This window comes from Allobosea sp. WAO, from assembly GCF_001509835.1.
Taxonomy (GTDB): domain Bacteria; phylum Pseudomonadota; class Alphaproteobacteria; order Rhizobiales; family Beijerinckiaceae; genus Allobosea.
The window spans coordinates 388829-406761 of record NZ_JXTJ01000007.1 but is presented as its reverse complement, the minus strand read 5'-3'; the positions used below and the strand labels follow the sequence as shown (position 1 = coordinate 406761).

The 17933-nt window shown below is 67.3% G+C and carries 19 protein-coding genes; 15 read left to right on the top strand and 4 right to left on the bottom strand.

The annotated features are described in order from the left end of the window. Window positions 1–45 precede the first annotated feature (45 nt). Entirely contained in the window at window positions 46–657 is a 612-nt protein-coding gene (locus DK26_RS14330) for an NAD(P)-dependent oxidoreductase (protein ID WP_066473499.1), read from the top strand. 90 nt (window positions 658–747) lie between these two features. Here DK26_RS14330 and DK26_RS14325 read toward each other — a convergent pair whose 3' ends face one another. Next, the gene (locus DK26_RS14325; RefSeq protein WP_066473848.1) at window positions 748–1926 is read right to left on the bottom strand and encodes a fumarylacetoacetate hydrolase family protein; all 1179 of its coding nucleotides are present in this window, start codon (window positions 1924–1926) and stop codon (window positions 748–750) included. A gap of 204 nt (window positions 1927–2130) precedes the next feature. Here DK26_RS14325 and ugpB point away from each other — a divergent pair, with 204 nt between their 5' ends. The 5 genes from ugpB to DK26_RS14300 all read left to right on the top strand — a co-directional run bounded on the left by ugpB (window position 2131) and on the right by DK26_RS14300 (window position 7229). Beyond that, window positions 2131–3453 carry a sn-glycerol-3-phosphate ABC transporter substrate-binding protein UgpB gene (gene ugpB / locus DK26_RS14320; protein ID WP_066473498.1) on the top strand — a complete coding sequence of 441 codons (1323 nt, stop codon included), beginning with the start codon at window positions 2131–2133 and terminating at the stop codon, window positions 3451–3453. A gap of 61 nt (window positions 3454–3514) precedes the next feature. After that, a complete protein-coding gene (gene ugpA / locus DK26_RS14315; RefSeq protein ID WP_066473495.1) occupies window positions 3515–4396 on the top strand; it encodes a sn-glycerol-3-phosphate ABC transporter permease UgpA in 882 nt (293 codons plus the stop codon). Between the two features lie 139 nt (window positions 4397–4535). Further along, entirely contained in the window at window positions 4536–5294 is a 759-nt protein-coding gene (locus DK26_RS14310) for a creatininase family protein (protein ID WP_066473493.1), read from the top strand. Beyond that, window positions 5294–6142: a sn-glycerol-3-phosphate ABC transporter permease UgpE gene (gene ugpE / locus DK26_RS14305; RefSeq protein ID WP_066473490.1), complete on the top strand. Its 849-nt coding sequence runs from the start codon at window positions 5294–5296 to the stop codon at window positions 6140–6142. Before DK26_RS14310 ends, ugpE begins: the two co-directional genes overlap by 1 nt. Window positions 6143–6149: 7 nt before the next feature. Further along, the gene (locus tag DK26_RS14300) at window positions 6150–7229 is read left to right on the top strand and encodes a sn-glycerol-3-phosphate import ATP-binding protein UgpC (RefSeq protein ID WP_066473487.1); all 1080 of its coding nucleotides are present in this window, start codon (window positions 6150–6152) and stop codon (window positions 7227–7229) included. A 21-nt stretch (window positions 7230–7250) separates the two neighbouring features. Here the strand turns inward: DK26_RS14300 and DK26_RS14295 are convergent, their stop codons facing one another. Beyond that, window positions 7251–8003, bottom strand: coding sequence for a sulfite exporter TauE/SafE family protein (locus tag DK26_RS14295; protein ID WP_066473484.1), 753 nt, complete (start codon window positions 8001–8003; stop codon window positions 7251–7253). A gap of 207 nt (window positions 8004–8210) precedes the next feature. On the opposite strand from DK26_RS14295, the gene DK26_RS28550 reads away from it, so the two are divergent. Next, window positions 8211–8894 (top strand): L,D-transpeptidase, encoded by a 684-nt coding sequence (locus DK26_RS28550; protein ID WP_184231707.1) that lies wholly within the window; start codon window positions 8211–8213, stop codon window positions 8892–8894. An 8-nt stretch (window positions 8895–8902) separates the two neighbouring features. Here the strand turns inward: DK26_RS28550 and DK26_RS14285 are convergent, their stop codons facing one another. Then, on the bottom strand, window positions 8903–9787 hold the full coding sequence (locus DK26_RS14285) for a hypothetical protein (protein WP_066473476.1): 885 nt from the start codon (window positions 9785–9787) through the stop codon (window positions 8903–8905). Window positions 9788–9800: 13 nt separating this feature from the next. Beyond that, window positions 9801–10538, bottom strand: coding sequence for an IclR family transcriptional regulator C-terminal domain-containing protein (locus DK26_RS14280; RefSeq protein WP_066473474.1), 738 nt, complete (start codon window positions 10536–10538; stop codon window positions 9801–9803). A gap of 120 nt (window positions 10539–10658) precedes the next feature. On the opposite strand from DK26_RS14280, the gene DK26_RS14275 reads away from it, so the two are divergent. The 8 genes from DK26_RS14275 (at window position 10659) to DK26_RS14240 (ending at window position 17893) form a co-directional block, all read left to right on the top strand. After that, window positions 10659–11519, top strand: a complete 861-nt coding sequence (locus DK26_RS14275) for a CoA-transferase (protein WP_066473472.1) — start codon at window positions 10659–10661, stop codon at window positions 11517–11519. A 5-nt stretch (window positions 11520–11524) separates the two neighbouring features. Continuing rightward, entirely contained in the window at window positions 11525–12295 is a 771-nt protein-coding gene (locus tag DK26_RS14270; protein ID WP_066473470.1) for a CoA-transferase subunit beta, read from the top strand. Beyond that, window positions 12292–13002, top strand: a complete 711-nt coding sequence (gene pcaH, locus DK26_RS14265; RefSeq protein ID WP_066473468.1) for a protocatechuate 3,4-dioxygenase subunit beta — start codon at window positions 12292–12294, stop codon at window positions 13000–13002. The genes DK26_RS14270 and pcaH overlap by 4 nt, the downstream gene beginning before the upstream one ends. Then, the gene (pcaG, locus tag DK26_RS14260) at window positions 12992–13573 is read left to right on the top strand and encodes a protocatechuate 3,4-dioxygenase subunit alpha (protein ID WP_066473466.1); all 582 of its coding nucleotides are present in this window, start codon (window positions 12992–12994) and stop codon (window positions 13571–13573) included. The genes pcaH and pcaG overlap by 11 nt, the downstream gene beginning before the upstream one ends. A 193-nt stretch (window positions 13574–13766) precedes the next feature. Next, on the top strand, window positions 13767–14663 hold the full coding sequence (locus tag DK26_RS14255; RefSeq protein ID WP_066473463.1) for a 2-dehydro-3-deoxygalactonokinase: 897 nt from the start codon (window positions 13767–13769) through the stop codon (window positions 14661–14663). Next, window positions 14660–15568, top strand: a complete 909-nt coding sequence (locus DK26_RS14250) for a ribokinase (RefSeq protein WP_066473455.1) — start codon at window positions 14660–14662, stop codon at window positions 15566–15568. The genes DK26_RS14255 and DK26_RS14250 overlap by 4 nt, the downstream gene beginning before the upstream one ends. A 141-nt stretch (window positions 15569–15709) precedes the next feature. Continuing rightward, the gene (locus DK26_RS14245; RefSeq protein WP_066473452.1) at window positions 15710–16234 is read left to right on the top strand and encodes a TIGR02281 family clan AA aspartic protease; all 525 of its coding nucleotides are present in this window, start codon (window positions 15710–15712) and stop codon (window positions 16232–16234) included. A gap of 159 nt (window positions 16235–16393) precedes the next feature. After that, a complete protein-coding gene (locus DK26_RS14240; protein WP_066473450.1) occupies window positions 16394–17893 on the top strand; it encodes a phosphomannomutase/phosphoglucomutase in 1500 nt (499 codons plus the stop codon). Window positions 17894–17933: the final 40 nt, after the last annotated feature.

Sequence of the window (17933 nt, the reverse complement as noted above, 5' to 3'; positions counted from 1 at the left end):
GTGTCCATCGGGATGTAGGTTCCCAACGGATACCAGGAGATCGACATGAATATCGCCCTGATCGGCGCAACCGGCTTCATCGGCTCGCGCCTGCTCGCCGAACTGACGCGCCGCGGCCACCAGGTCACCGCCATCGTCCGCAATCCCGAGAAGGTCCCGGCCGGCGCCGGCATCAGCGCCCGCAAGGGCGATGTCTTCGACCGCGATGGCCTTTCCGCCCTCCTCGCCGGCCATGATGCCGTGATCAGCGCGGTGCATTTTTCGGCGAGCGACGCTGCGACGCTGCTGGCCGCCGTCAAGCAGTCCGGCGTGAAGCGCTATCTCGTCGTCGGCGGCGCCGGCAGCCTCGAAGTCGCACCCGGCGTGAAGCTCTTCGACACCAAGGAATTCCCGGCGATCTATCTCGACGAGGCCAGGAAGGGCGGCGCCTTCCTCGACCTGCTGAAGGTCGAGACGGCGCTCGACTGGACCTTCCTCTCGCCTTCGGCGCTGATCCAGCCCGGCGAGCGCACCGGCAAATTCCGCCTCGGCAAGGATCAGCTTCTCGTCGACGCGAACGGCAACAGCGCGATCTCGGCCGAGGACTATGCGATCGCGCTGGTCGACGAGCTGGAAAAGCCCGCGCATTCGCGCCAGCGCTTCACCGTCGGCTACTGAACGCAGCCGTACTCTCTGGAAACCGCTGCGTCATCCCGGGGCAGGCCCGGGATGACGCCAAGTCGGCGAATGGTCAGCGGTCGCCGGCGCTCAGAGCAGCCCGCGCTTGGCGAGGTTGCGCATCAGATGCGAGGCGCCGAAGTGCCAGGGCTCGCACTCGTCGGTGCGGCGCATGCGGTTGATCAGCGCGCCGAGCTCGGGCGCGGCGATGGTGACGACGTCGCCGTATTTATGGGTGAAGCCGCCGCCCGGCGCGTCGCGATCCTGGATCGGGGCGAACATCGTGCCGAGATAGAGTGCCGCGCCGTCCGGATAGTGGTGATGCGGGTTGAGCATCTGCGCGGCGAGATCGGCCGGGTCGCGGCTGATCTTCGAGATCGAGGACGAGCCTTCGAGCTTGAAGCCGTCTTCGCCCTCGACGCTCAGCGTCACCGTCGTCTGGCGGACATGGTCGAGCGAGAACCCGGCATCGAAGAAGCGGATGAACGGGCCGATCGTCGCCGCGGCGTTGTTGTCCTTGGCCTTGCCGAGCAGCAGGGCCGAGCGGCCCTCGACATCGCGCAGATTGACGTCGTTGCCGAGGCTGGCGCCGACGATCCGGCCGTCCGAAGCGACGATCAGCACGATCTCGGGCTCGGGATTGTTCCAGGTCGAGGTCGGATGCAGCCCGGCATCGGCGCCGGTTCCGACCGCCGAAAGCGGCTGGCCCTTGGTGAAGATCTCGGCATCGGGGCCGATGCCGACTTCGAGATACTGGCTCCAGGCGTTCTGGGCGATCAGCACCTCCTTCAGGCGCATCGCCTCGGCCGAGCCGGGCTTCAGCTTGGAGAGGTCGTCGCCGATCAGCTTGCCGATCTCGCTGCGGATCGCCGCGGCGGCGGCCGGGTTGCCGCGCGCCTTCTCCTCGATGACGCGCTCCAGCATCGAGATCGCGAAGGTGACGCCGGCGGCCTTGACCGCCTGCAGGTCGACCGGCGTCAGCAGCCAGGGCTTGCTCGCGTCGCGGCCCTGGGCCGGCGTGTTGGCGAGGATCTCGGCGAGGCTGCCGATCCGCTCGCCCTTGGCGGCGGCGAGCGCGGCTGCCGGATCCTTGCTCTCGCAGAGATCGCGCATCGTCGCGAAGGCCGAGCTGATGTCGACGAGGTCTTCGCCGCGCAGCACGACGACGGAGGGGCCGCCGAGCTCAGGGCGCCAGACACGGCCGGCCAGCGCGGCGCGGGCGGCATCGGCCGGCAGGGTGTTGGCGGGCGTGAGCGAGAGCGTCGGCATCGTGATCGGGTCCATTCGGGCGGGCTTTCAGGCCGGGCAGAACAGCCGCTTCCGCAGGATTGTGCAAGTGCCCGGCGCTGCTTCCATCGCAGGGGGGCAATGTCATCGTTTTGTCATTGAAACGTCGCCCCGGCTTCATGCTAGCTTGCGCACCAACGACAAGAGCCGCCTGCGACGCATCGCAGGGCGGGAAGGGAGAATGCCATGACCGTGAAATTGACGACGCTTGCCTCCGTGGCCGCCTTCGCGATGGCTGCTGCCTCGCCGGCCCTGGCCCAGACCGAGATCCAGTGGTGGCACGCGCTGACCGGCGCCAATAACGACGTGGTCGTCAAGCTCGCCGAGGAGTTCAACGCCTCGCAGAAGGACTACAAGGTCGTTGTCGCCTATAAGGGCTCCTATCCGGACACGCTGAACGCCGGCATCGCCGCCTTCCGCGCCGGCAACGCCCCGCACATTCTCCAGGTCTTCGAGGTCGGCACCGGCACGATGATGTCGGCCAAGGGCGCCGTGAAGCCCGTGCACGAGCTGATGAAGGATGCCGGCGAGACCTTCGATCCCAAGGCCTATCTGCCGGCGATCACCGGCTACTACTCGACCCCGAAGGGCGAGATGCTCTCCATGCCGTTCAACTCGTCGAGCATGGTGATGTGGTACAACAAGGACGCCTTCAAGAAGGCGGGCCTGAACCCCGACGCGCCGCCCAAGACCTGGCCGGAAGTCTTCGAGGCCGGCAAGAAGCTCAAGGCCGCCGGCTTCGACAAATGCGGCTTCACCAATGCCTGGGCGACCTGGGCTAACATCGAGCAGTTCGGCGCCTGGCACAACATCCCGCTGTCGACCAAGGTCAACGGCATGGAGGGCTTCGACGCCGTCCTGACCTTCAACAAGGACCCGATGTTCCTGAAGCACTGGACCAATCTGGCCGAGCTGCAGAAGGACAAGACCTACGACTATTCCGGCCGCACCAACACCGGCGAGGGCCGCTTCACCTCGGGCGAATGCCCGATCATGCTGACCTCTTCGGGCTTCTTCGGCAACGTCAAGGCGAACGCCAAGTTCGACTGGGCCAATGCGCCGATGCCGTATTATCCGGAAGCCGCCGGCGCTCCGCAGAACTCGATCATCGGCGGTGCTTCGCTCTGGGTGATGGGCGGCAAGAAGGCCGAGGAATACAAGGGTGTCGCCAAGTTCTTCACCTTCCTGTCGAATGTCGATCGCCAGGTGAAGCTGCACACCGAGTCCGGCTATCTTCCGATCACCAAGGCCGCCTATGAGAAGGTCAAGGCTTCGGGCTTCTACAAGGACAAGCCCTATCTCGAGACCCCGATCCTCGAGCTCAACAACAAGGAGCCGACCGACAACTCCAAGGGCCTGCGTTACGGCAGCCTGGTCCAGATCCGCGACATCTGGTCGGAGGAACTCGAGGCGGCGCTGAACGGCCAGAAGTCGCCGCAGGCAGCGCTCGATGCCGCTGCCGAGCGCGGCAACCAGATGCTGCGCCAGTTCGAGCGCACGGCCAAGTAAGACCGCTGACCGGAGGCCGGGACTTTTCGTCCCGGCCTTCTTCTTCCTGCCAGGGCGGCCGATGCAGAAATACGCGCACTTCAAGGGCCTAACGATCCCGCTGCTTTTGCTGCTGCCGCAGCTCGCGATCACGCTCGTCTTCTTCTACTGGCCGGCGAGCCAGGCGGTCTGGCAGAGCTTTCTGCTGCAGGACGCCTTCGGCATCTCGACCGAATTCGTCTGGTTCGAGAACTATCGCCTGCTCTTCTCCAGCCCGGAATACTACAAGGCGCTGGTCAATACCGCGATCTTCTCGGTCTTCGTCGCGGGCCTGTCGCTGTCGATCGCCCTGCTCTTCGCGGTGATGGCCGACCGGGCCATCCGCGGCGCCGAGATCTACAAGACCCTGCTGATCTGGCCCTATGCGGTCGCGCCCGCCATTGCCGGCGTGCTCTGGATCTTCATGTTCGATCCCTCGCTCGGCATGCTGGCGCGCGGCCTTCGCAGCCTCGGCATCGCCTGGAATCCCAAGCTCGACGGCACCGACGCGATGACGCTGGTGATCATGGCCGCGACATGGAAGCAGATCAGCTACAATTTCCTGTTCTTCCTCGCCGGCCTGCAGTCGATCCCGAAGAGCGTGATCGAGGCCGCGGTGATCGACGGCGCCCGGCCGATGCGGCGCTTCTGGACGATCATCTTCCCGCTGCTCTCGCCGACCACCTTCTTCCTGCTGGTCGTCAACCTCGTCTACGTCTTCTTCGACACCTTCGGCATCATCGACACCGTGACCGGCGGCGGCCCCTCGGGCGCCACCACCACACTGGTCTACAAGGTCTTCTCGGACGGCAAGGGCGGCTCCGATCTCGGTGGCTCGGCGGCGCAGTCGGTCGTCTTGCTGATCATGGTGATCGGCATGACCGCCTTCCAGTTCCGCTTCATCGAGCGCAAGGTGAACTACTGATGGCCTCTGTGCTCGCCCTCCCGTCATGGTCGGGCTTGTCCCGACCATCCACGCCTTTGGTGGTCGAAGGCTGTGTTCAAGACGTGGATGCTCGCCACAGGGGCGAGCATGACGGCTGGACGAGCGGAGGCGCGCGCTGATGGCCTCCGTGCTCTGGCAGGAACTCACCGCCGACGAATTACGGGCCAAGGCGGCGAACGACGCCGTCGTCGTGCTCCCCGTCGCCTCGATGGAGCAGCACGGGCCGCATCTCGCCGTCGGCGTCGATACCGTCCTCTGCGGCGCCGTCTGCAAGCTCGCTGCCGAGCGCGCCGGCGATCTCGAGGTCGTCGTGGCGCCGACGCTCTGGTGCGGCATGGCCGAGCACCACATGGCCTTCGGCGGGACCTTCACCTTCGACATCCCGACCTATCGCGCCGTGCTGCTCTCGCTGCTGAAGAGCCTGGAGCGGCACGGTTTCCACCGTGTCGTCATCGTCAACGGCCATGGCGGCAACATCGCCGCGCTCTCGGCCTTCCTGCCGGATTTCGCCCGCGAGACCTCGCTCTCGATCCGGGCGACGACCTATTTCCTGCTGGCACAGCAGGAAATGGCGCCGTTCATGGAGGACCAGACCAGCGTCATGCATGCCTGCGAGGTCGAGAGCGCGATGATGATGGCGATCGCGCCGGACCTCGTCCGCAATGACCGGCTGCCGGAAGCCTTTGGCATGCAAGATGCCGACCCTGCGGCGCTGATGCGGCCGACCGTGGCGCGCTACCGGCCCTTCCGCGAGATGACCGAGACCGGGGTGATCGGCGACGCCCGCAAGGCGACGCCGGAAAAGGGCCGCGCTTTCCTGGATGCGGCGGCGGACACGCTCGCAAAGCTGCTGCGCGAACGGGGAGGGCATGGCTGATGGTCGAGGACCGCCGCCTCGGCGACGCGATCGCCTATACGATCCTGACGATCGGCGTGCTGATCGTCGCCTTCCCGGTCTGGCTGACCTTCGTCGCTTCGACCTGGGACAACGCCACCATCATCAACGGGCAATTGCCGCTCTATCCCGGCCCGCATCTGTTCGAGAACTACTACCGCATCCTGTTCGTCGGCACCGAGCGCACCACCCGCGAACCGGTGATCGGGATGATGTTCAACTCCTTCGTGATGGCGATGACGATCGCGCTCGGCAAGATCTTCATCTCGGTGCTCTCGGCCTATGCGATCGTCTATTACCGCTTCCCGTTCCGGATGGCGGCCTTCTGGATCATCTTCGTCACGCTGATGCTCCCCGTCGAGGTCCGCATCTTCCCGACCTTCAAGGTCGTCTCCGATCTGCGCATGCTCGACAGCTATCAGGGACTGGCCGTGCCGCTGATCGCCTCGGCGACCGGCACGCTGCTGTTCCGGCAATTCTTCATGACGATCCCCGACGAGTTGCTCGAAGCCTCGAAGATCGACGGCGCCGGCCCGTTCAAGTTCTTCAAGGACACGGTCTGGCCGCTCTCGCTCACCACCATCGCGGCGCTGTTCGTCATCCAGTTCATCTATGGCTGGAACCAGTATCTCTGGCCGCTCCTGGTCACCACCAAGGATTCGATGCAGACCATCGTCATCGGCATCCGCAAGATGATCGTCACCTCCGACGCCCTGACCGAATGGCAGCTCGCCATGGCCACCGCCATGCTCGCCATGCTGCCCCCGGTCTTCGTCGTCATCGCCATGCAGAGGCTCTTCGTGAAGGGCCTCGTGGAAACCGAGAAGTAAGCCGCCGATGGCTCAGGTCACGCTCAGCAACGTCAAGAAGGTCTACGCCGGCGGCGTCGAGGCGGTGAAGGGCGTCTCCTTCGACATTCCCGATGGCGGCTTCTGCGTCCTCGTCGGCCCTTCCGGCTGCGGCAAGTCGACCTTGCTGCGCATGGTCGCCGGGCTCGAGACGATCTCGGCCGGTGAGGTCGCGATCGGCGAGCGCGTCGTCAACCAGGTCGAGCCGGCCGACCGCGACATCGCCATGGTCTTCCAGAACTACGCGCTCTATCCGCATATGAGCGTCTACGACAACATGGCCTATGGCCTGCGCAATCGCGGCACGCCCAAGGATGAGATCGAGAAGCGCGTCGCCGAGGCCGCCCGCATCCTCGCCATCGAGCCCTTCCTGCAGCGCCGGCCGCGCCAGCTCTCCGGCGGCCAGCGCCAGCGCGTCGCCATGGGGCGCGCCATCGTACGCAAGCCGCAGGTCTTCCTGTTCGACGAGCCGCTCTCCAATCTCGACGCCAAATTGCGCGTCCAGATGCGCGTCGAGATCAAGAAGCTGCAGCGCGCTCTCGGCGTCACCGCGATCTACGTCACCCATGACCAGGTCGAGGCGATGACGCTCTCCGACAAGCTCGTTGTGATGAATGGCGGCCAGGTCGAGCAGATCGGCGTGCCCTCGGAGGTCTATCGCAAGCCGGCGAGCCGGTTCGTCGCGACCTTCATCGGCTCGCCGCCGATGAACCTTCTGCCCGGCAAGGTCGACGGCCCCGGCATCGTCGCGCTCGGCGAGGCGATCCTGCAGGCCCGCGACCTGCGCGAGGATCTGCCGGCCGGTACGGCGGTCGAGGTGGGCTTAAGGCCGGAGGATGTCGAGATCGCCTCGGAGGGCGCTGCCGGTTCCCTGCCCTTCGACGTCGATTTCGTCGAGGAACTCGGCGCGACCCAGCTCTTCCACGGCAGGCTCGCCGACCAGCCCTTCGTCATGCAGGCAGCCACCGGCGATGTCGCGGCGCAGCCGGGCCGGCTCTGGATCACCGTCGATCCCGACCGCGTCCATGTCTTCGACGCCGCCAGCGGGCTGCGTCTCGGCCGGGCCTGAGGGTTTTCGCGCCGTCGCCTCTCAGTAGCCGGCGGCGCGGCGCAGGAGGTCGAGGCCGACCAGGGTCAGCGCGGCCTTCACGGTGATCAGGAACCAGCGCTCGGGCAGCCGGTCGAGCAGCTTGGTGCCGGCGATCGTGCCGGCGAAGCCCGAGGCGATCATCGCCGCGATCAGCGGCACCCAGTCGGTGAAGGCGAAGCCGAGCGCGCCGAAGGCGAAGACCTTGAGCAGGTGCTGGAAGGTCTGGCAGGCGGCATGGGTCGCGACCAGCTGGCGCTTTTCCAGGCCGAGCGGCAGCAGCAGCGCCTGCACGAAGGGGCCGACGGCGCCGACGAACATGCTCACGATGCTGGCGAGCGCGCCGCCGATCACCAGCCCCGAGGAGGCAAGCCCGGGAATCTGCGGCTTCGGCACCCAGGTCATCGCCAGGATGAAGCTGCCGAGCAGGCCGAGCAGGATCCGCTCGGGCAGGGCGATCACGATATAGGCACCAATCACGACGCCGATGACCGACCCGGCGGTGAATCGCGCCACCAGCGGCCAGAGCGTGTGCGCCCGCTGCACGATCGTCCGGCCGACATTGGAGCCGAACTGGACGAGACCGTGCACCGCGATGACCACGCCGGGCGGCACCGCTCCGGCGAGTGCGCCGAGCATCGCAACCCCGCCGCCAATTCCGAAGGCCGCGGTGAAGGCCGAGGTCAGGAAGCTGACCGCGATCAGCAGGAACGCGATGGCCGGCGAGAGGCCGGTCGGAAGCAGCGTCGGGAGCATGGTGGGAGATTCCAGGCGAGGCTGCCCTTGTGGCATCGCCCACCTGCTTCGGCAACGCGGCGTGCGGAAACCATTCCGTCGATTTGCGCTTTACAAGCGCCGCCGCAAGGCCTTCCCTCACGTCAAGGCCGGAGCTGCCCGCATGAGGTCGTTCGACCCGCGGCAAGCAGAGAGCCGTTTCAGGTAGCGTCATTCGGGAGTAGCGTCATGTCCCGCCTTCTCGGCCTTCTGGCCTTCGTCTTCGCCGCACTTATCGGCCTCAGCACGGCGCAGGCCGGCGTCAATGTCCGGGTCGACATCGCCGCCCAGCGCATGACCGTCACCACCAGCGATGGAGAGGTCCACAACTGGGCGATCTCTTCCGGTCGCAAGGGCTTCCGCTCGCCGAACGGCGTCTACCGTCCGACCCGGCTGGAACGCAGCTGGTACTCGCGCAAATATGGCGGCGCCATGCCCCATTCGGTCTTCTTCCGCGGCGGCTACGCCATCCATGGCACGACGGCGGTCGGCGCGCTCGGCCGGCCGGCCTCGCATGGCTGCATCCGGCTCCACCCGGCCAATGCCGCCAAGCTCTTCGCGCTGGTCAAGAAGCACGGGGCCGGCGCGACAAGGATCGCGCTCAACGGTGCTGCGACCGACAATTATTCGCGCTTCGCCAGCGCCTCTGGCGGCAGCAAGGTCGCCAAGGCCAAGCTGAAGAGCAGCAAGAGCCAGATCGTCCAGGCCAGCAAGGCCAAGGCCGAGAAGGCGCAGTTCGCCGCCCGGCAGCGCAATGCGCCGGGTTGGGGTGAGGCGCGTGAGCAGATCCTGCTGCGGCCGGCCCTGCCGCCGGGTGCCTATGGCTACCAGCCCTATGGTGGCGGAGGCTATGGCGGCTCCGGCTGGCGCTGAGGCTCGCTTCAGAGCGCCTCGGCGGCGATCCGCATCCAGCCTTCGAGCGTCTCGCCTGGCTCCAGCCGTTTGAGCGGCGAGGCGGCGCGGACGACGGCCTCGCTCGGCGCGCCTGCGGCGTGGCTCTGCGGCTCGACGCAGAGGAAATCGGCGCCGCCCGGTGCCCAGACCACCGGGCAGCGCAGGCTCTCGCTCGCGCTGATCGTGATCGCAAACCCGGCGGAGGGCGTCTCGATCCGCGCCGTGCCGTCCCAGCCAAGGAAGCTCCAGGCCGTCTCGGCCCCGGTCGCGAAGACTGGTTTGCCGGCATAGGGCCCGCCGGCTTCCAGTGCCTGCGTCCCGGTTGCGCGGAACTTCTCGCCGAAGATCAGCGCGCCGCTCGCGGTCATACCGAGCCGCGTGTCGGCCGCGCAGGGAAACCAGGGGTGCAACCCCATCCCGAAGGGTAGGCCCGTGTCCGACTCGTTGGCGAGTGAAAGCGCAATGGTCATACCGGCCTCGTCGAGGCGGATTTCCTGCCTTGCCAGGTAGCGATAAGGGTCTGGACCGGCACTACGGCGATGGAGCAGCACGGTATGGCCGGCGCTCTGTTCAGCGACCTCCCATGCCGCCTGCCAGCCAAAGCCGTGGATCGTGCCGGAAGGATCGTTAGCCGGCACGGTAAAGCGGTTTTCGCCATCGTCGATGAGGCTGTCGAAAGCGCGGTTGGCGAAGGGCAGCATCGCCCAGCAACCGAACTTGTTCGGCGCGTTCGTCCAGGGCGCCAGCTCTTCCGGCGCATGCAGCAGCCTGTGCGAGCGGCCATCGGGCCCACGCCATTCCAGCGCGGCGACGATGCCGCCATGCGCGGGCGAGATCCGGGCGGCATAGGGGCCGGCAGCGAGGGCGAGCATGAGGTGGCTCCGTTCAGGCGATCAGGGGCTGCAGCAGCTTCTGCATGGCGCGCATGCGTGGCAGCAGATTGGTCTCGATCTCGTCGCCCGCAACGCGCTGGGACTGGACCGAAAGATTGAAGGCGGCGGCGACCTGGCCGCGGCCATTGACCAGCGGCATGGCGAGCGAGACCAGTCCGAGCTCAAGCTCCTGATCGACGATCGCATGGCCCTGGGCGCGGACCTCGACAAGCTTCGCCATCAGCGGCTCGATTTCGGTGACGGTGTTCGGGGTGAGCGGGCTCGGTCTGCCGGCGAGGATCCGGGCGCGGGCCTCCTCCGGATCGAGCGCGGCCAGCAGCACGCGGCCCATCGAGGTGCAGAAGGCCGGCAGCCGCGAGCCGACCGAGAGCCCCACCGACATGATCCGGCGCTGGGCCGAGCGGGCGATGTAGACGATCTCGTGCCCGTCGAGCAGGCTGGCCGAGGAGGATTCATGGGTCTCTTCCGAAAGCCGCTCCAGGAAGGGCTGGACGAGCTTCGGTAGCGCCGTCGAGGACAGCCAGGCATAGCCGAGCCGCAGCACGCGCGGTGTCAACCGGAAGAACTTTCCGTCGAACTCGGCATAGCCGATGCTCGTGAGCGTCAGCAGGCAGCGGCGGGCAGCGGCGCGGGAGAGATCGGTGGCGCGGGCGACCTCGGCGATGGTCAGCCGGTCATGGCCGGCATCGAAGCACTCGATCACCGCCAGCCCCTTTTCAAGGGCGGCCATATGGTCGGGCGAGGGCGGCGGGCGCCCCGCTTCGCTGCTTGACCCTGCCAAGACCTGTCCGTAAAGTTCGAAAATGAGAACGTTGTGCGGTTAACGCACAAACTACGAGGAGATGTCAAGGTGGCGAAATTCGTCTCCCTTCAGGAGGGGATCGAGGAGGTGCTGCGCGACGGCGACTCGGTCTCGATGGAGGGCTTCACGCATCTGATCCCGCATGCCGCCGGCCATGAGGCGATTCGCCAGGGCCGCAAGCGGCTGACGCTGATCCGGATGACGCCGGACCTGATCTACGACCAGCTGATCGGCACGGGTTGCGCCGAGAAGCTGATCTTCTCCTGGGGCGGAAATCCCGGCGTCGGCTCGCTGCACCGTCTACGCGACGCGATCGAGAACGGCTGGCCGCACCGGCTCGAGATCGAGGAGCACAGCCACGCCGCCATGGCCAACGCCTATGAGGCGGGCGCGGCCAACCTGCCTTTCGCTGTGTTCCGCGGCTACAAGGGCGTCGACCTGCCCAAGGTCAACCCGAACATCCGCTCGGTGACCTGCCCCTATACCGGCGAGGTGCTGGCGACCGTGCCGGCGCTGCGGCCGGATGCGGCGGTGATCCACGCGCTGCGGGCCGACCGCGAGGGCAATGTCCTGCTCGAAGGCATTGTCGGCGTGCAGAAGGAGGCGGTCCTGGCGGCCAAGCGCTCGCTGGTCACGGTCGAGGAGATCGTCGAGGATTTCGGGCCGCGCAATGCCAATGCGGTGATCCTGCCGTCCTGGGCTGTCACCGCCATCGCCCATGTCCCGGGCGGCGCCTACCCGTCCTATGCGCATGGCTACTACAAGCGCGCCAACGAGTTCTACATCGGCTGGGACAAGATCGCGCGCGAGCGCGACAGCTTTTTGTCATGGATCAAGGCGAACGTCCTGGAAAAGGGTCCTGATGCGTTCGCGCAATACGCTAGGCCCCAGCGTCAGGCGGCGGAGTAAGCGTCATGAGCCATACTCCAACCGAGATGATGACCATCGCGGCGTCCCGGCTGCTGACCAATGACGACATCTGCTTCGTCGGCATCGGCGCGCCCTCGGCCGCCTGCAATCTCGCCCGGCTGACCCATGCGCCCGGCATCACTCTGATCTACGAATCCGGCACGCTCTCGACGCGGCCTACCGTGCTGCCGCTCTCGATCGGCGATGGCGAGCTCTGCGACACCGCGCTGACCACCGTGCCGGTGCCGGAGATGTTCCGCTACTGGCTGCAGGGCGGGCGCATCACCATCGGCTTCCTCGGCGGCGCCCAGATCGACCGCTTCGCCAATCTCAACACCACCGTGGTCGGCGATTACGCCGCGCCCAAGGTCCGGCTTCCGGGCGGCGGCGGCGCGCCGGAGATCGCCAGCAATTGCGGGCAGATCTTCATCACCATGGCGATGGGTTCGCGCGCCTTCGTCGAAAAGCTGCCCTTCATCACCTCCTTCGGTCATGGCACCGGCAAGGGTGACCGCGAGAAGCTGGGCCTCAGGACCAAGGGGCCGACCCGGGTGATCACCGATCTCTGCGTGATGGCGCCGGATCCGGAGACCGCCGAGCTCAGCGTGATCTCGCTTCACCCCGGCGTGACCCGCGAGCAGGTTCAGGCTGGCTGCGGCTGGCCCTTGCGCTTCGCCGCCGATCTCACGGAGACTCCGGCGCCGAGCGACCAGGAACTCGAGGTGCTGCGCGGCCTGCATGCGCGCACCAGGCAGGCCCATGGAGTGGCGGCATGAGCCTGATCTTTCCCCGCACGGGGCTGCAAGCCCATCCGCTCAACAACTCGCCGGAATACCGGAGCACCCTGAAGCGGGCGCCCTCGCAGCCGCTGATCCTGCTGCCGCACACGCTGTCGGAGACCAGCGGCCCGGTCTTCGGCCATGCCGCGGTCGCCGAGGGCGATTCCGATCTCACCCGCCAGCATGCCGGCGAGCCGCTGGGCGAGCGCATCATCGTCAGCGGCCGCGTGCTCGACGAGGATGGCCGGCCCGTGCCGCATACGCTGATCGAGATCTGGCAGGCCAATGCCGGCGGGCGCTATGTCCACGTCAAGGACCAGCATCCGGCGCCGCTCGACCCGAACTTTACCGGCGCGGGCCGGGCCCTGACCGACGCCGAGGGGCGCTATCGCTTCGTCACGATCAAGCCCGGCGCCTATCCCTGGCGCAACCACCACAATGCCTGGCGCCCGGCCCATATCCATTTTTCGCTGTTCGGGCCGAGCTTCCTGTCGCGCGTCATCACCCAGATGTACTTCCCGGGCGATCCGCTCTTCCCTTTCGATCCGATCTTCCAGTCGATCACCGACGCCAAAGCGCGCGAGCGTCTGGTCTCGCGCTTCGACCTTCAGACCACCGAGCCGGAATGGGCGCTGGGCTACCAGTTCGACATCGTGCTGCGCGGCCGCGAGATGACGCCGACGGAGGAGCCGCATGAGCATTGACCGCAAGGCTCCGCTCGAACTGACACCCTCCCAGACGATCGGGCCGTTCTTCGCCTATGCCCTGACGCCGCGCGCCTATGGCGGCAAGGAACTCGCCACCGAGCAGGTCGCGCCCGAAGGCGTCGCCGGCGAGCGCATCCGCATCGAGGGCGTCGTGTACGATGGCGACGGCGTGCCGGTCGGCGACGCCATGCTCGAGACCTGGCAGGCCGATGCCGAGGGGCGCTTCAACGCGGCCGGCAATGCCGGCTTCACCGGCTTCGGCCGGGCCGAGACCAGCGCCGAGGGCGCCTATTTCATCGAGACCGTCCGGCCGGGCGCCCTACTGGGCCCCAATGGCGCGATGCAGGCGCCGCACCTTACCGTCTCGGTCTTCGCACGCGGCCTGCTGATCCGGCTGGCGACGCGGATCTACTTCGACGACGAGCCCGGCAATACCGCAGATCCTGTGCTCGCCCTGGTGCCGGAGGAGCGGCGCGCCACCTTGATCGCGCGCCGCGGCGCCGATGGCGTCTATCGCTTCGACGTCCGGCTGCAGGGCGAGGGCGAGACGGTCTTCTTCGACGTGTGAGGCACCGTGTTTCCGGGGCGGGCCGCCAGGCCTGAGCCCGGAAACCATGACCACGGGGCTTGACGGAAAGGCGCGGCCGGGGTTGCGTCGTCGTCCCGTTAACCTGCGGCTCTGGGTTCCGGGCTCGCCGCTGTGCGACGCCCCGGAAAGACGAAATGTTCCCGGCCGCCGTTCTGCCCAGCCGGAGCCTGCCATGCCTTCTCCCCTGATCGCGCTCGACTGGGGCACCACCCGCGCCCGCGCCTTCCTGATCGGCGAGGACGGCACGGTGCTGGACAAGCGCAGCGCCGATCGCGGCATTCAGTCGGTTCCGGCCGGCGGCTTCCCCGCCGCCTTCGAGGCGATCGCCGGGGATCTGCGCCGGGCCAATCCGGAGGCCGCCATCCTGCTCGCCGGCATGGTCGGCAGCCGCAATGGCTGGATCGAGGCGCCTTATGTCGCCTGCCCGGCGAGTCCGGCCGAGATCGCCGCTGCCGGCCTGCGCGTCACGCTCGATGACGGCACGGCCGCGACGATCGTGCCCGGCATGTCCTGCGACGAAGGCGCCTTCGACGTGATGCGCGGCGAGGAGACGCTGGTGGTTGGGCTCGGTCTCGGCGACGGCATCGCCTGCCTGCCGGGAACGCATTCGAAATGGGCCCAGGTCGAGGGCGGCCGCATCACCCGTTTCGCCAGCTTCATGACCGGCGAGGTCTACGGCCTCCTGCGCGAGCATTCCATCCTGTCGCGTCTGGCGGAAGAGCCGGCCGGTGAGGATGCCGCCGAAGGCGCGCGTCGCGGTATTGCTGCTGCCGCGCGGCCGGGCGGACTTCTCAATGCCGCCTTCGCCGCCCGCTCCGAAGTGCTGGCCGGGCGGATGAGCGGCGGCGCGGTCGGCCCCTATCTCTCCTCGCTGCTGGTCGCGCAGGAGATCGCGGCAGCGCGCGCCATGTTCGGCGGGCTCGAGAACCTGCACCTCGTCGCCGACGGCGTCCTTGCCCAGAGCTATGGCCGGGCGCTCGCGGCGGCCGGTCTCGACCATGATCTCGTCACGCCCGAGGCCGCCTTCGTCGCCGGCGTGGCGCGTCTCGCTGCGGATCTCCCGGCGTGATCGTCGTCTTCGGATCGCTCAATCTCGATCTGGTGACGCCGGTCGAGCGGCTTCCCGGCGCCGGCGAGACCGTGCTTGGCCCGGGTTATGCCCTCCATCCCGGTGGCAAGGGCGCCAACCAGGCGCTGGCGGCGCGCCGCGCCGGGGCGCCGGTTGTGCTCGTCGGCGCGGTCGGGCGCGATGCCTTCGCCGAGCTCGCCGTGGAGTTGCTCGCCGCCGATGGCGTCGATCTGACCCACCTTGCCCGCGTTGCGGCGCCGACCGGCGCCGCCTTCATTGCCGTCGATGCAAAAGGCCAGAACCAGATCGTCGTCGCCGCGGGAGCGAATGCCGCTGCCAGCGCCGATGCGGTCGCGGCGATGGGCCTCGGCGACGGCGATTTGCTGCTGCTACAGCGCGAGGTGCCGGAGCCGGAATGCCTTCGCGCCGCGCAGGCCATGCGCAGGGCCGGCGGCCGGGTGATCCTCAATCTCGCCCCGGCCGGCGTGCCGGCTCCGGAGCTGCTCGGGCTGACCGATATCCTGATCGCCAACGAGCACGAGGCCATGCTGCTGGCGCAGGGCCTCGGCTGGGCGGAAACCGAGCCCGACGCGATCGCGCAGCGGCTCGATGCCGAGCGCGGCATCGCCTGCATCGTCACGCTCGGCGCCGAGGGGGCCGTCGGCTGGCATGGCGGGGTACGCCGCCGGCTCGCGGCGCCTAGGGTCGCTGTTGTGGATACCGTCGCCGCCGGAGACAGCTTCGTCGGCGCCTTCGCCGCGGCGCTGCAGGCCGGCTTCGGCTTCTCGGGCGCGCTGCAGCGTGGCCTCGCGGCCGGCTCGCTCGCCTGCACGGTCGCCGGCGCGCAGCCGAGCGTGCCGCGTCGCGAAGCGATCGAGGCGCTGGTCGGGCAGAGCTTCCTGTAGATTTTGCGCGATCGGCTTGAGCAGGCGTTAAGTCTGCCGGGACGCCGCGCGGGCGAATCTCGGCCGGTTCGGCTTCCGATTCATCGTTCGTCAGCACTCTCCGCGGCTATCTCGCGGCGGAAACGCGCGAAAGGATGGCGGATGGCGCCGCGGCCGATCTTCTGGTCTCTGGGCATAGCCGGCATCACCGGCCTGTTGGCACTGAACCACGCGAACAATCTCGCCTCGGAGACCAAGGACGCGCGGGCGCTGCCTATTGCCCGCCCGGAGCCGCCGGCCAGGAGCCTGGGCGAGCGTCGTTCCCTGACGATCAGCGCCGACTACCGCGGCCACTACATCGTCCACCCTTCGATCGACAATTATCGGGTCAGGATGATGGTCGATACCGGCGCGACCATCGTCGCGCTGACCGATTCCGATGCGCGGGCGCTGGGCGTCAGGCCGGACCGCTCGGCCTATAATTACCCGCTCGGCACCGCCAATGGCGTGGTCAGGGGTGCCCGGATACGCCTTCGCGAGATCCGGCTCGGCGATATTCTCGTCCGCGACGTCGACGCTGTCGTGCTGCCCGCGGGCGCGCTCGGCGTGAGCCTGCTCGGCACCTCCTTCCTGCGCAAGCTCTCGGGCTATGAGGTCCAGGGCGGAAGGATGGTTCTGCGCGGTTGAGGCCTGCCGTTTCCACCGTCATTCCGATGGGCTATGCCGGCCTTGCGTCCTGGCCCTGTCATGCTCAGGCTGCATTCATGTAGCCTGTGGCCTTTGCGCTCTGCACGTTTCCTGCGGGTATTGGTTCCCTGCCCGCTCTCCTCGCAAATGGATGGCCCGATGTTTCCGAAGCCCCTGCCCGAGCTCTTCCCCAACACCTTCGAGTATGAATCGCTGCCGATGGTGAAGCCGACCGGCTTCCGCGAATACGATGCGCGCTGGTTCTTCGGGAAAGAGCTCAACCTGATGGGCGTCCAGGCCGTCGGCATGGGGCTCGGCACGCTGATCCGGCGCATGGGCGTCAAGCCCGAGATCGTCACGGCGCATGATTTCCGCAGCTATTCTTCCTCGATCAAGATGGCGCTGGTCACCGGCCTGATGGCCGCCGGCTGCAAGGTCCACGATATCGGCCTCGCAATGTCGCCGATGGCCTATTTCGCTCAGTTCGAGCTCGACGTACCCTGCGTCGCGATGGTCACCGCCTCGCACAACGATAATGGCTGGACCGGCATCAAGATGGGCGCCCAGCGTCCGGTCACCTTCGGTCCCGACGAGATGGGGCAGCTCCGCGACATCGTGCTTGCCGGCGACTTCGACCTGCCGGGCGGTGGCTCCTATCAGTTCGTGCCGGATTTCCCGGCGCGCTACATCGCCGACCTGACCAACCGTCCGAAGATCAAGCGCAAGCTCAAGGTCATCGCCGCCTGCGGCAACGGTACGGCCGGCGCCTTCGCGCCGCAGATCCTGGAGGCGCTCGGCTGCGAGGTCATCCGGATGGATGCCGAGCTCGACCACACCTTCCCGCGCTACAATCCAAACCCCGAAGACATGAAGATGCTGCACGCCATGGCCGACGCCGTGAAGCAGCACGGCGCCGATGTCGCGCTCGGCTTCGACGGTGACGGGGACCGCTGCGGCGTCGTCGACAACCATGGCGAGGAGATCTTCGCCGACAAGATCGGCGTGATGCTGGCCCGCGACCTCGGCAGGCTCAACCCGGGCGCGCAGTTCGTCGTCGACGTCAAGTCGACCGGCCTGTTCTCGACCGATCCGGAACTGCAGAAGCTCGGCGTCAAGACCGATTACTGGAAGACCGGCCACTCTTACATCAAGCGCCGGGTTCGTGACCTCAACGCGCTCGCCGGTTTCGAGAAGTCCGGACACTTCTTCTTCAACGCGCCGGTCGGTCGCGGCTATGACGACGGCGTCGTCACCGCCATCGCGGTGATCGACATGCTTGATCGCAACCCGGATAAGTCGATGGCCGAGCTCTATGCCGCCGTGCCGAAGACCTGGGGCACGCCGACCATGGCGGCGAAATGCGCGGACGAGATCAAGTACGGCGTCAGCGACAAGATCACCCAGCGCATCCAGGCAATGCAGGCGGCGGGCGAGAAGATCGCCGGGCAAAAGATCGCCGACGTCATCACCGTCAACGGCGTGCGCGTCGTCAACGAGGACGGCACCTGGGGCCTGATCCGCGCCTCCTCGAACAAGCCGGAACTGGTCGTGGTCTGCGAGAGCCCGGTCTCGGAAGCGCGGATGCGCGAGATGTTCAAGGCGATCGACGGCGTACTGCGCGAGAACCCGGAAGTCGGCGCCTACAACCAGACGATCTGAGCCGGGCCACGGCGCCGGCTCATGACCTTGACGAACATCT

What these genes read in the sequence shown, in the direction of transcription:
- DK26_RS28550 (WP_184231707.1), top strand. Translation starts at nt 8,211, where the DNA reads ATGTCCCGCCTTCTCGGCCTTCTGGCCTTCGTCTTCGCCGCACTTATC.
- DK26_RS14325 (WP_066473848.1), bottom strand. Translation starts at nt 1,926, where the DNA reads ATGCCGACGCTCTCGCTCACGCCCGCCAACACCCTGCCGGCCGATGCC.
- ugpA (WP_066473495.1), top strand. Translation starts at nt 3,515, where the DNA reads ATGCAGAAATACGCGCACTTCAAGGGCCTAACGATCCCGCTGCTTTTG.
- pcaG (WP_066473466.1), top strand. Translation starts at nt 12,992, where the DNA reads ATGAGCATTGACCGCAAGGCTCCGCTCGAACTGACACCCTCCCAGACG.
- ugpB (WP_066473498.1), top strand. Translation starts at nt 2,131, where the DNA reads ATGACCGTGAAATTGACGACGCTTGCCTCCGTGGCCGCCTTCGCGATG.
- DK26_RS14245 (WP_066473452.1), top strand. Translation starts at nt 15,710, where the DNA reads ATGGCGCCGCGGCCGATCTTCTGGTCTCTGGGCATAGCCGGCATCACC.
- pcaH (WP_066473468.1), top strand. Translation starts at nt 12,292, where the DNA reads ATGAGCCTGATCTTTCCCCGCACGGGGCTGCAAGCCCATCCGCTCAAC.
- DK26_RS14285 (WP_066473476.1), bottom strand. Translation starts at nt 9,787, where the DNA reads ATGCTCGCCCTCGCTGCCGGCCCCTATGCCGCCCGGATCTCGCCCGCG.
- DK26_RS14255 (WP_066473463.1), top strand. Translation starts at nt 13,767, where the DNA reads ATGCCTTCTCCCCTGATCGCGCTCGACTGGGGCACCACCCGCGCCCGC.
- DK26_RS14295 (WP_066473484.1), bottom strand. Translation starts at nt 8,003, where the DNA reads ATGCTCCCGACGCTGCTTCCGACCGGCCTCTCGCCGGCCATCGCGTTC.
- DK26_RS14330 (WP_066473499.1), top strand. Translation starts at nt 46, where the DNA reads ATGAATATCGCCCTGATCGGCGCAACCGGCTTCATCGGCTCGCGCCTG.
- DK26_RS14280 (WP_066473474.1), bottom strand. Translation starts at nt 10,538, where the DNA reads ATGGCCGCCCTTGAAAAGGGGCTGGCGGTGATCGAGTGCTTCGATGCC.
- DK26_RS14310 (WP_066473493.1), top strand. Translation starts at nt 4,536, where the DNA reads ATGGCCTCCGTGCTCTGGCAGGAACTCACCGCCGACGAATTACGGGCC.
- DK26_RS14270 (WP_066473470.1), top strand. Translation starts at nt 11,525, where the DNA reads ATGAGCCATACTCCAACCGAGATGATGACCATCGCGGCGTCCCGGCTG.
- DK26_RS14300 (WP_066473487.1), top strand. Translation starts at nt 6,150, where the DNA reads ATGGCTCAGGTCACGCTCAGCAACGTCAAGAAGGTCTACGCCGGCGGC.
- ugpE (WP_066473490.1), top strand. Translation starts at nt 5,294, where the DNA reads ATGGTCGAGGACCGCCGCCTCGGCGACGCGATCGCCTATACGATCCTG.
- DK26_RS14240 (WP_066473450.1), top strand. Translation starts at nt 16,394, where the DNA reads ATGTTTCCGAAGCCCCTGCCCGAGCTCTTCCCCAACACCTTCGAGTAT.